Annotated in this window: 12 protein-coding genes, 1 tRNA gene and 2 pseudogenes; 13 read left to right on the plus strand and 2 right to left on the minus strand. The window is 43.5% G+C overall.

Annotated elements, in window-relative coordinates:
• Window positions 1-459: 459 nt before the first annotated feature.
• Entirely contained in the window at window positions 460-780 is a 321-nt protein-coding gene (gene petJ, locus IM500_RS00055) for a cytochrome c6 PetJ (RefSeq protein WP_002796336.1), read from the minus strand.
• Window positions 781-972: 192 nt separating this feature from the next.
• Here petJ and petE point away from each other — a divergent pair, with 192 nt between their 5' ends.
• The 3 genes from petE (at window position 973) to IM500_RS00070 (ending at window position 3590) form a co-directional block, all read left to right on the plus strand.
• Window positions 973-1350 (plus strand): plastocyanin, encoded by a 378-nt coding sequence (gene petE / locus IM500_RS00060; RefSeq protein WP_190718910.1) that lies wholly within the window; start codon window positions 973-975, stop codon window positions 1348-1350.
• A gap of 355 nt (window positions 1351-1705) precedes the next feature.
• Window positions 1706-3433 carry a succinate dehydrogenase/fumarate reductase flavoprotein subunit gene (locus IM500_RS00065; protein WP_016514268.1) on the plus strand — a complete coding sequence of 576 codons (1728 nt, stop codon included), beginning with the start codon at window positions 1706-1708 and terminating at the stop codon, window positions 3431-3433.
• An 83-nt stretch (window positions 3434-3516) separates the two neighbouring features.
• A tRNA-Met gene (locus IM500_RS00070) sits at window positions 3517-3590 on the plus strand.
• A gap of 36 nt (window positions 3591-3626) precedes the next feature.
• Here IM500_RS00070 and IM500_RS00075 read toward each other — a convergent pair.
• Complete coding sequence (locus tag IM500_RS00075) at window positions 3627-4340, minus strand: TauD/TfdA family dioxygenase (RefSeq protein ID WP_190718913.1); 714 nt, start codon at window positions 4338-4340, stop codon at window positions 3627-3629.
• Window positions 4341-4644: 304 nt separating this feature from the next.
• Here IM500_RS00075 and IM500_RS00080 point away from each other — a divergent pair, with 304 nt between their 5' ends.
• The 10 genes and pseudogenes from IM500_RS00080 (at window position 4645) to IM500_RS00125 (ending at window position 10709) form a co-directional block, all read left to right on the plus strand.
• Entirely contained in the window at window positions 4645-5331 is a 687-nt protein-coding gene (locus IM500_RS00080) for a DUF3782 domain-containing protein (RefSeq protein ID WP_190718916.1), read from the plus strand.
• Window positions 5332-5432: 101 nt separating this feature from the next.
• Window positions 5433-8198 (plus strand): tetratricopeptide repeat protein, encoded by a 2766-nt coding sequence (locus IM500_RS00085; RefSeq protein ID WP_287737346.1) that lies wholly within the window; start codon window positions 5433-5435, stop codon window positions 8196-8198.
• A 1-nt stretch (window position 8199) separates the two neighbouring features.
• Window positions 8200-8532, plus strand: coding sequence for a DUF6883 domain-containing protein (locus IM500_RS00090; RefSeq protein WP_002800853.1), 333 nt, complete (start codon window positions 8200-8202; stop codon window positions 8530-8532).
• Window positions 8533-8542: 10 nt separating this feature from the next.
• The gene (locus IM500_RS00095; protein WP_012267894.1) at window positions 8543-8785 is read left to right on the plus strand and encodes a DUF4926 domain-containing protein; all 243 of its coding nucleotides are present in this window, start codon (window positions 8543-8545) and stop codon (window positions 8783-8785) included.
• A 32-nt stretch (window positions 8786-8817) separates the two neighbouring features.
• Window positions 8818-8955, plus strand: a pseudogene (locus IM500_RS00100) (element excision factor XisH family protein); the annotation flags it as partial.
• Window positions 8943-9278: a XisI protein gene (locus tag IM500_RS00105; protein ID WP_012267893.1), complete on the plus strand. Its 336-nt coding sequence runs from the start codon at window positions 8943-8945 to the stop codon at window positions 9276-9278. The pseudogene IM500_RS00100 and the gene IM500_RS00105, both read left to right, overlap by 13 nt.
• Before the next feature lie 96 nt (window positions 9279-9374).
• Window positions 9375-9621, plus strand: a pseudogene (locus tag IM500_RS00110) (DUF2283 domain-containing protein).
• A 108-nt stretch (window positions 9622-9729) separates the two neighbouring features.
• Window positions 9730-10032, plus strand: a complete 303-nt coding sequence (locus IM500_RS00115; RefSeq protein ID WP_002795644.1) for a DUF433 domain-containing protein — start codon at window positions 9730-9732, stop codon at window positions 10030-10032.
• The gene (locus tag IM500_RS00120; protein WP_002795643.1) at window positions 10033-10368 is read left to right on the plus strand and encodes a DUF5615 family PIN-like protein; all 336 of its coding nucleotides are present in this window, start codon (window positions 10033-10035) and stop codon (window positions 10366-10368) included. It abuts the gene before it with no gap.
• A 101-nt stretch (window positions 10369-10469) separates the two neighbouring features.
• Complete coding sequence (locus IM500_RS00125) at window positions 10470-10709, plus strand: DUF4926 domain-containing protein (RefSeq protein ID WP_287737347.1); 240 nt, start codon at window positions 10470-10472, stop codon at window positions 10707-10709.
• Window positions 10710-10941: the final 232 nt, after the last annotated feature.

A 10941-nucleotide genomic window follows, 5' to 3' on the forward strand; every position in this document is an offset into this window, starting at 1 on the left:
AAAGGGCAGCTCGAAGTTTTCTGGTGGGGTTGAGGGTAACTCGCTTTTACGGTACATTAGCACTAATGAGAGAAGATGCAAGGGTGATGCAAGGGTTTTGAGCGATTCTAGCAGATTTAAGTGCATTTGGGAAGCTCTCAATCAAGCTAAAAGCCCTTTCCTGTAAGGTTTTTACCATTATTCAGCCAACCCTAGATAGCAACTGATACTCTAGTAATCTCGGTTCAGAAATAATCGTGTAAGACGTGAGTAAGGGAAACCAGAAAGTGCAGTGATGAGCTTCGAGCATCCTCACGCCTTTAGGCTCAGGAGTGTCAACAGACTGATAACCGATAACTCGCCCCCGATAACGAAGGCAGGGAGCAGCGGGCCGTTTTTGTAACGGGGATTTATGCCCCGCTCCCAAAACTTTTCGCCTTAAGGCGAGGTTTTCGACCCGATTTTTTCGATAACTAACTTTTACCAGCCTTTTTCCGCTTGAGCGAGGACATAGTTAGCTACAGTTTCGATATCTTCAGCGCTGAGACGACCACCGAAAGCCGGCATCGCACCCATACCTTTGGTAACTTGGGTAACGATAGCTTCAACGGAATCTTTGCCGTATTTCACTAAATCTTCTTTTTTCAGGGTTTTAGCGGCATTAACCACGTTTTTACCGCCCATGTGGCAGGAAGCGCAGTTAGCACTGAAAATCGAAGCCCCATCAGCTAAAGCGGGACGAGCCATACCGAAAGTAACCACAGCCAAGAGCAAGCACAGGGAAATTAATAATCTTTTCACGATAGGTTCTCCTCTATTTCTTAAGAAATTCCCCAACCATCGTCAGAAAAAACCGGTTTTCTTGTCAAAAGACAAGCTGTCAAACTTGGTGTAGAATTAATTCATGGGACAGTTAAAAGCAAACTTTTACTTTTTTGTCAAAAGACAGGCTGTCAAACTTGTCATCTTCCCTCGTGTAAAGGATTAACAAGCATGAAAAAATTAGGTTTATTGGTCGCTACCCTGGTGCTAGTCGTCTCTAGCTTCTTCTTCAACACTGCCTCCGCTGCTGCGGAAACCTTCACGGTGAAGATGGGCGGTGATGCGGGTACACTACAATTTGATCCCCCCGCCCTCACTATTAAAGCAGGAGATACGGTGAAATGGGTCAATAACAAACTTTCTCCCCATAACATAGTTTTCGATAGCACCAAAGTTCCCGAAGCCCAGGCTGCTAAATTATCCCATAAAGGTCTGGCTTTTTCCGCCGGTGAGTCCTTTGAAAGCACTTTCAGCGAACCGGGTACTTACACCTACTACTGCGAACCCCATCGCGGTGCCGGTATGGTCGGAACGATTACCGTTGAGTAATTATCCGATTTTAGTCAAAAATAACTCGCGGTTAACTGCCGCGGGTTGTTTTTTGGGGAAGTGGGAAGTGGGGTGTGGGGTGTGGGAAGTGGGAAGTGAGAAGTGAGAAGTGGGGAGTGGGGAGTGGGAAGTGGGGAGAATCAATAAAAATAATCTTCTGCCTCCTGCCGACCGCCTCCTGTCGACCGTCTCCTATCTCCTGTCTCCTGTCTCCTGTCTCCTGTCTCCTGTCTCCTGTCTCCTGTCTCCTATCTCCTATCTCCTGTCTCCTGAAATATAAAGTCTCGGTTACAAAACTGACTTCCGAGCAATTCTAACCCCACCATAGAAACAGAAGCCCGGAGGAAAATCAGCCATGAAAGAACACGATGTCGTTATAGTGGGCGGTGGGTTAGCAGGATGCCGCGCCGCCTTAGAAATCAAACGCCTCAACCCGACTATCGATGTTGCTGTCGTTGCCAAAACCCACCCAATTCGTTCCCACTCCGTCGCTGCCCAGGGAGGTATCGCCGCCGCCCTGCAAAACGTTGACCCCAAAGATAATCCCAAGGCCCACGCCTACGATACTGTCAAAGGTTCCGATTTTCTGGCTGACCAGGATGCGGTGGATATCCTCACCCGAGAAGCCCCCGAAGTTATCATCGAATTGGAACATCTAGGCGTGTTATTCTCCCGTCTCGAAGATGGACGCATTGCCCAAAGAGCCTTTGGCGGTCACAGCCATAACCGGGCCTGTTACGCCGCCGATAAAACCGGTCACGCCATGCTGCACGAATTAGTCAGTAATTTAGGCCGTAATCAGGTAAAAATCTACGATGAATGGTACGTTTTACGCCTTATCCTCGAAGAAGGTACGGCTAAAGGCGTGGTTATGTACCAAATCGCCACCGGACAGTTAGAAATCCTCCGGGCAAAAGCAATTATGTTCGGGACGGGGGGCTATGGTCGCGTTTATAATACCACCTCCAACGATTTCGCCTGTACGGGAGACGGTTTAGCTTTATCGGCAAAAGCGGGTATTCCCCTAGAAGACATGGAATTTGTCCAATTTCACCCCACTGGACTCTATCCCGTCGGTGTTTTAATCTCGGAAGCAGTCCGGGGTGAAGGGGCTTATTTAATCAATAGCGAAGGTCGTCGTTTTATGGAAGACTACGCCCCCTCGCGCATGGAATTGGCACCCCGGGACATCACTTCCCGGGCCATTACCCTAGAAATTCGCGCCGGCCGGGGGGTAAATCTGGACGGTAGCGCCGGGGGTCCCTTTGTCTATCTGGATTTACGCCATTTAGGCCGGGAAAAAATTATGAGTCGCATTCCCTTCTGTTGGGAGGAGGCCCACCGTCTCGTCGGTGTCGATGCGGTAGAGGAACCGATGCCTGTACGTCCTACAGTTCACTATTGTATGGGCGGCATTCCCGTTAATACCGATGGTCGCGTTCGCTTAAGTGCCGATACCCTCAGCGAGGGCTTTTTCTCCGCCGGGGAATGTTCCTGTGTCTCTGTCCACGGGGCCAATCGTTTGGGCAGTAATTCCCTGTTAGAATGTGTGGTCTATGGGAGAAGAACCGGCAAATCGATCGCTAAATACGTCGAAAAACGCGCTTTTCCCGTCTTTAATCCCGATATTTACCTTCAGGATGCTAAAGAGGAAATCACCGCTTTATTGACCAAAAAAGGCACGATTCGCATCGGTCAACTACGTCAGCAATTCCAAGACTGTATGACCCAACATTGCGGCGTTTTTCGCACCGAAGCGACCATGCGCGAGGGAATTAAACAAATCGGCGAATTAAAGCGCAAATACGAGCAGATTTACCTCGATGATAGGGGGGATTGCTGGAATACGGAACTAATCGAGGCCTGGGAATTACAAAGTCTCATGGTGGTGGGGGAAATTATCCTCACCTCTGCCCTCAATCGTCAAGAAAGCCGAGGGGCCCACTCCCGCGAAGATTTTCCCCAACGGGATGACCAAAATTTCCTTCAGCATACCCTCGCCTATTATTCCCCCTCCGGCATCGATATCGACTATATGCCCGTGGTAATTCAGGATTTCACCCCCGTGGAACGTAAGTATTAACCTCTGGTCGGACGGTAAATGTAAAGGAATATTACAAACTCCTTGGCATTTACCGAGATTTAGTTCTATACTAAATAAAGCAACGCGGGATAGAGCAGTCTGGTAGCTCGTCGGGCTCATAACCCGAAGGTCAGTGGTTCAAATCCGCTTCCCGCCATTACTTATAAAGCCGGTAGTTAACCCCGATTTCCCGTTAGGGAACATCGAACATTACCCTTTCAAGACAGCGATTGGGGTCAATGTAGGATTGGCGAGAATGGAGACAAGTATAATTATCGATGATCAAGATCTGTTCTGCTTTTAAATAGAGCGGAACGTGATAGGCTTCAAACAGTGCCAAAAATTTGTCACATAAAGCCATTAAACGGGAATCTAGACCAGAAGCGATCGGTTTACTAAGAGCGGGGCTAAATTCCCCATAAACCAGCACATTATAGCTAAAGCGGATGATTTCGGCATCTCGTTGCCAGATTGGTGCAAAAAAGCTTTCTTTGCCGTCCTTGGACATAAAATATTGAGGTTGAGCCGCCATAAAATGTTGTTCCTCAAGGGTAAAATGACGCATTAAGTCATCAAACTTAACCAAAGTCGTCGCACCCCCACCCCAACGATCCGGAGTTTTACAGCGCAAACAGAGGTATTTAGGAGGGATAGCTTTGTAGGACCATTCTGTATGAGGTAAAAGCCCAATTCCGGGGGATTGTGCGTCACTTTTTCCCATAGCGTCAGGATTTGCTTTGATAGGATAGATAATCTCTCCGTTAGTTTGGATAACGGGGGTTGCTTGGGTAATATCCTCTAAACATTGGAACCAGCGATCGCCCGAAGGGTTATCGAAGACAAAAAAACCGTTTTTTTTGAGGTAGTCCTGTAGAATAGCAGTTGAGAATGTAAGCATTGAAAACATAAGATTTTCCCCACTTCAATAGGTTGATACTTGCTATGAAAAAATCTGGGGTATGTGCTAAGGCAAGAGGTCTAATTAAAAAAAATTGCATAATAAAAAGCTGATTGGCTAAGGCTTTCAGCTTTGGGGGAGGCTTTGGGGGAGTGGGGGACTCCAAACTTTTTTAGGAAAAAATTTGCGATTTTTGGTCGGGATGGTGTCGGATTTATCCTGTCAGCAAGTGATGGGTAAAAGAACGATATCCTCTCAACCAGCCGAGTTGCTAGAATAGGATCGGCTTTGCTCAAATAGACAAGAACACCCCATGTCAGAAGCTATTACGATCGCCGATATTTACAAACTGTTTGAAAGAACCGAGGCTCAATTTGCCGAGTTCCAAAAAGAAGCCGAACGCCGCAATGTTGAAGCCGAGCGCCGCAATGTTGAAGCCGAGCGCCGCAATGTTGAAGCGGACCGCCGTAGTGCTGAAGCTGAACAACGAAATGCTGAGGCTGATCGCCGCAGTGCTGAAGCCGATCGCACGATGGAAGAATTGAAAAAGCTGGTACGAGCCACCGCCGAAGCCGTCAATAACTTAACCACCCCTTTGTGTCTTTTTATAGAAGAAATGGTAGAGCCGGCGGTTGTGCAGTTATTCCAAGAGCGGGGGATTGATGTCACCCAAACCATGAGTCGCTTAAAAAGTAAACGTCCCGGGGCAGCGATGGAAATTGATATTCTGGCGGTGAATGGCAGTGAGTTAGTGGCGGTGGAGTGTAAATCTCGACTCTCGAAGGATGATGTAGATGACTTTCTCGATCGATTACAGCGATTTAAGTTAGCCTTTCCCCAATTTCGAGACTTTCAGGTTTATGGCGCAGTAGCGGGGATTGAAATCGATCAGGGCATAGATAGTTATGCTTATCGGCGCGGTTTATTTGTGATTAAGCAATCAGGAGAAACGGTTAAAATCATCAACGATGTTCAGTTTCGGCCCCTAGGTTTTCATTAGAAAACAGGTTTCTTAAAGAAACCCGTTTTCTGGGGGTGTTTTTCATCATCCCAAAAAATAGACTAAAATAAGCTATCCCTAACCTCTACCGATCTAATCCCATGCCTAAGAAGAGTTATGGCGAAACTGTTGAAAAAAGGGTCAAACGCTTGTTTGAAGTCTTATTAGATCATGTGGCTCACTGTCAATGTGAGGATAATGATTGGGGAGTCAAGCTGGCTCTAGGGGAAGAGGGGAAACTTTTGCGGGTTGAGACGAATTTAGCGGCTTTAGTACGCTTGGCAGAGCAGAAAGGGGAAAAATTGACCAAAGATCAAGTTAGGGACGCGATTAGCCACTATTTGGCCGATTATCTAGGCATTCTTCGGGATGAGCGTTTCAAACAGCAGGGGTCGGAGGAATGGCGGTTCTCCCTAACTCTGTGGGCGAAATGCGGCGATAAGACAACAAATTTGACTAAATTTTCGGAGGAGTGGCATAAAAGGCGCTCTGAACCCTCTAAAAAAGCGGTAACTAAACCCGAAGCAACGGCTCAATCCTCCCCCCAACCCCTGACCACCTCTGGGTTAGTGGATACGCAACTCCCACCCGTGCGTAGATGGCAAGGACGACGGGAAGAATTGCAAGAACTCCAAACAGCGTTAGGGAATGACCATCTAAGGTTAATCGAGATTACCGCCGCCGGAGGTTATGGTAAAACTGCCCTGGCGAGAAAGTTTACAGATCAATTAACTGCTGATTGGCCGGTATTATGGGTTAATTTTAACCAGCCTTACCCTTTGGCACAGTTCGGACGGTGGTTATTAGAGGAGTTAAAACAAAATTATGATGAAAAATGGAATGATGGGCAATTAATAGACGCAATCAGCAAAGGGTTAACCGCTAAACCCTGTTTATTAGTGTTGAATAATTTGGAAACGGTACTAACTGCCCCAGTAAATTTGGTTTATCAGCAATTCTTGCAAAAATGGTTAAACACAGAAAGCAGCAGTAAGCTATTAGTCACCAGTCGAGAACAGCTAAAATTCCCCGTCAATTTGCAAGATTATTATTATTCTTGGCCTTTAAAAGGGTTAAAAGAAGCGGATGCGATGCGTTATGTCACCGAAGATCACGGCTTAACGGGAAGCGATGAAGAATTAGCCCAATTTGTCGATAAAATGGGAGGTCATCCCCTCTTAATGGAACTGGTTTGTAGTTTGATGAAAGATAAGTTTGGGAAAGGGGTTTCTGTCACCGAGTCGCAAAATTTGGGCTTAAATCTGTTTGATGTGGAGGGTTATCACCGCGACACGGAAACCTGTGTCAGAGAAGTGATTACCGCCAGTTTAGCGCGATTATCGAAAGAGTTTAGGGAGAGTTTAACGCGGTTATCGGTATTGCGCGAGAGTTTTGATTTAGGGTTAGCGCAGGGATTAACCCCAGAAATAACTGACCAAGATTTACGACATTTTGCTCGTTTATCTTTATTACAAGAATTTCCCCCCGAATACAATGTAAAACCGCGACAGTTTCAGTTTTTGCCTTTAATTTCCATGGTGGTGCAAAATCAAGCAAATGCTGAAATATTGCGATCTTCCCATCAGTTAGCCTTAGATTATTTTATGGCTCATTTACCTGGCCCCCCCTGGGAATCTTTTGCCGATGTGACAGCCTATTTAGAGGCGTTTTACCATGCAGGGGAATTGGGAGAATGGCAGTTAGCTTACGATATTTTGAATGAGGATCGAGGAGGAGAAGAGAAAAATAAATCGGTTGAGGAATTTTTAGATTTACAAGGATTTTATCGCAAGCGAGCCGAATTGTATGAGCAAATTATTGCAGGGAGTCAACGGGAACAAGTTTGTTATCGCAAATCGTTAAACCGTCTAGGCCTTTGCTATGATTCCTTGGGGCAGTATGAAAAAGCGATCGCCTATCACCAGCAATCTCTCGAAATCAGTGAAGCAATGGGCGATCAGCAAGAGGTGGCAATTTCTCTCGGTAATTTAGGCAATTGTTATAATTCCCTGGGACAGTATCAAAAAGCGATCGCCTATCACCAGCAACATCACGACATCAGTGAAGAAATCGGCTATCGGCAAGGGGTGGCAATTTCTCTCGGGAATTTAGGCAATTGTTATAATTGCTTGGGACAGTATGAAAAAGCGATCGCCTATCATCAGCAATCTCTCGAAATCAGTGAAGAAATCGGCTATCGGCAAGGGGTGGCAAGTTCTCTCGGTAATTTAGGCAATTGTTATAAGTCCTTGGGGCAGTATGAAAAAGCAATTTTCTATCACCAGAAATGTCACGACATCAGTGAAGCAATGGACGATCGGAAAGGGGTGGCAATTTCTCTCGGGAATTTAGGCAATTGTTATTATGACCTAGGACAGTATGAAAAAGCGATCGACCTCTACCAGCAATATCACGACATCAGTGAAAAAATCAGATTTCGGCAAGGGGTGGCAATTTCTCTCGGTAATCTAAGCAATTGTTATAATTGCTTGGGACAGTATGAAAAAGCGATCGCCTATCACCAGCAATCTCTCAACATCAGTGAAAAAATCGGCGATTGGCAAGGGGTAGCATCTTCTCTACATACTATAGGGAGTATATTGCTCAAACTAGAAAACTACAGCGAAGCCGAAAGCAAAATTCAAGCATCCTTAGTAATTTCTCAAGATATTGATTATAAATATTTAATCGCCTATAGTTTAAGAGTTCTTGCCGAAATCTTCCACAAAACTAATCGCCCTGAACTTGCCCTCAGCTATTGCCAACAAGCGCTTAAATTATGCCAAGAACTGGGGATTCCCTTGGTTAAAGATTGTGAAAAACTGTTAGGGCAAATTCAGGGAAACTTAGGAGAAGCCAACAAATAAAATGAAACTTCCCAATGCCGATCAAGCCAACCTAGGAGACAAACTTGAACGTTACTGCCTCAATCCTGAGCATTCAAAAGGAAAACATAAAGCCTTGCTTTTCAAACAAAGATTAGGGATTACCTTAGCTAATAAAGAAATCCTAGAAAATGCTCTTAAAAAAGCAGTAATGGAAGGAGAAGCCGAACTTTATAAAATCGATCAATATGGCACTCACTATGATCTGAAATTTAACCTCTGTACCGACATCGGAGAATCCTTAATTTTAAGTTGCTGGATTGTCCAAATAACTGAAAATTTTCCTCGTCTTACTAATGTCTATCCCATTAATTAACTAGCCCATGATGAACACCATTCAAGAATACGATCTCGTTGCCCTAACGGAAGATGTTACGGCTACTCACAAAACGACCCATCAGCCCATCCTTCTGCGTCGCGGACAAATGGGAACTGTTTTAATGTCTTTTAATCAGCAAGCTTTTCTGATTGATTTTACCGATCAAAACGGCCAAACCTTTGCGATGGAAACCGTTGATCACTCAAAACTTCTACGGCTGATCAGTGAACCTGAATTAGTCTCAGTCTAAGATAAAACTTTCGCCAACTTTTAGATAGAACTCTTTATCTTGCTATTCGGGAAAAAACTTTCAACAGCTTATTTCATCAAGAAATTGGTCAAATACTCCTTGAAGAAAAAACACTAAAACTAATTATCTTTAACCCTGACAATGAGGTAATCACCCAATGGATAAACTAAACCATTACCGCAAAATTATTCATCAGATTCTTGTCCCCTATAGCCAAATTATTTATAACAATGCGGACATTCAAAATCGTCTAGCTTTTGATCCTCAGAATGATCAATATCTCGTCATTTCAGAAGGTTGGCAACAGAATCAGCGTTATCATGATTGTCTGATTCATTTAGAAATTATTAACGACAAAATTTGGGTACAATGTGACAACACCGAAGACGGTATCACCAAAGAATTACTAAGCGCAGGCATTGCTAAAGAAGATATTGTTTTGGGATTCCATGAACCTAAAATACGTCAATATACAGGCTTCGCTGTCGCTTAACTTTCAAATATGATGGACAATTCTCAAAACCGCAATCGCCGCCAAATGAATCACTATTAGAAGAAGATTAGAAACTCTTGATAACCCAAGTCAGCCATGAAAATCACCTACTTTCAGGATACGGATACTCTATACCTAGAGTTCAATAACAATCCTATTGTCGAGACTCAAGAAATCAATGAAAATACCAAATACAAAATACAAAATACAAAATACCTTGGTCGATCTTGATCAGCAGGGGAATATTTGTGCAATCACCTTGAAACAGGCCAAAAGCTTAACGGATCTGAATGCTTTTTCCCTCGAAACTATTGTCGCGCCTCAATTAGCTTTAAGTTTATAAGAGTTGTCATAATAAAATTATTCTATAAACCTTGACGTGATATAATATATATAACATTTGGGCGCAGATTCCTTGTGACCCTATAATCGGACAAATTCGTTATTATCAATGACAACAACTTTAATCAATCACATTGAAATTACCCCAGAAACTTGTGGCGGTAAACCGCGCATCGCAGGTCATCGCATCAAAGTCCAAGATGTCGTTATTTGGCACGAACGCCTGGGAATGTCACCCGATGAAATTGTTTATCATTATCCCAGCATTACTTTAGCTGATGTTTACGCGGCCCTTTCTTACTATCACGATCACCTTGAAGAAATTAGACAACAAATCACAGATGATGATACCTTTGCCAAGGAAATGCAAGCTAAAACACCTTCTCTAGTCCAAGAAAAACTAAAAAAATGAATGGGCAATAAAATTAAATTTCACCTTGATGAAAATGTAAGCTATAACATTGCTCTTGGATTGCGCCAGCGAGGCCTTGATGTTACTACCACTCCAGAAGAAAATTTATTGGGGGTATCCGATGAAATACAATTGCAATTTGCCTTAGCCAATGGTCGCGTGATTTTTACTCAAGATACTGATTTTTTAAGAATCAATCAATCATCTATAACTCATGCAGGAATTGCTTACTGTCCCCAACAAAGTAAATCTATTGGTCAAATAATTCGAGGACTACTCTTAATCTGGGAAATTCTTGAACCCGAAGAAATGTATAATCACATAGAGTTTATATAGAACCGCATGAAAAAGTGAATTAGTATTTGGCAGATCGATAAAAATAATCAAAAAGCTAATTTTGTTACTCTTTACTACGATAAAATTAAGGAGTATGAATAATGCAACCCGTCCAACTTTTTCAACAAGTCAAATTATGTAGAGATGTCCCCGACACTATTTTTAAAAAAGGTGATCAGGGAACAATTGTTGAATATTTACCTCCTAAGGAACAACAATCAGAAGCAGGTTATCTGTTATCTGTTATCTGTTATCTGTTATCTGTTATCTGTTATCTGTTATCTGTTATCTGTTATCGGTTATCGTGTTATCGTGTTATCGTGTTATCGGTTATCTCCTAGAAATGTTTGACAATAACGAAACCATTGACGTGATAGCGGTTCCCGTTTCTTGGATAACTTCTATTAACTAACGATTAGCAAAAATTCAGGCTACATTAGAAGAAGATTAGAAACTCTTGATCACCTATACCAACCATGAAAATTAAAGCAATTCTCAAAATTTAACTTTTTATCCAAATAGGAGAAATTTCATGAGTACCACCATCAATCTTCAAATCACTTTTGAATCTCT

The organism is Microcystis sp. M179S2 (assembly GCF_020245805.1).
Classification (GTDB): Bacteria; Cyanobacteriota; Cyanobacteriia; order Cyanobacteriales; family Microcystaceae; genus Microcystis; species Microcystis aeruginosa.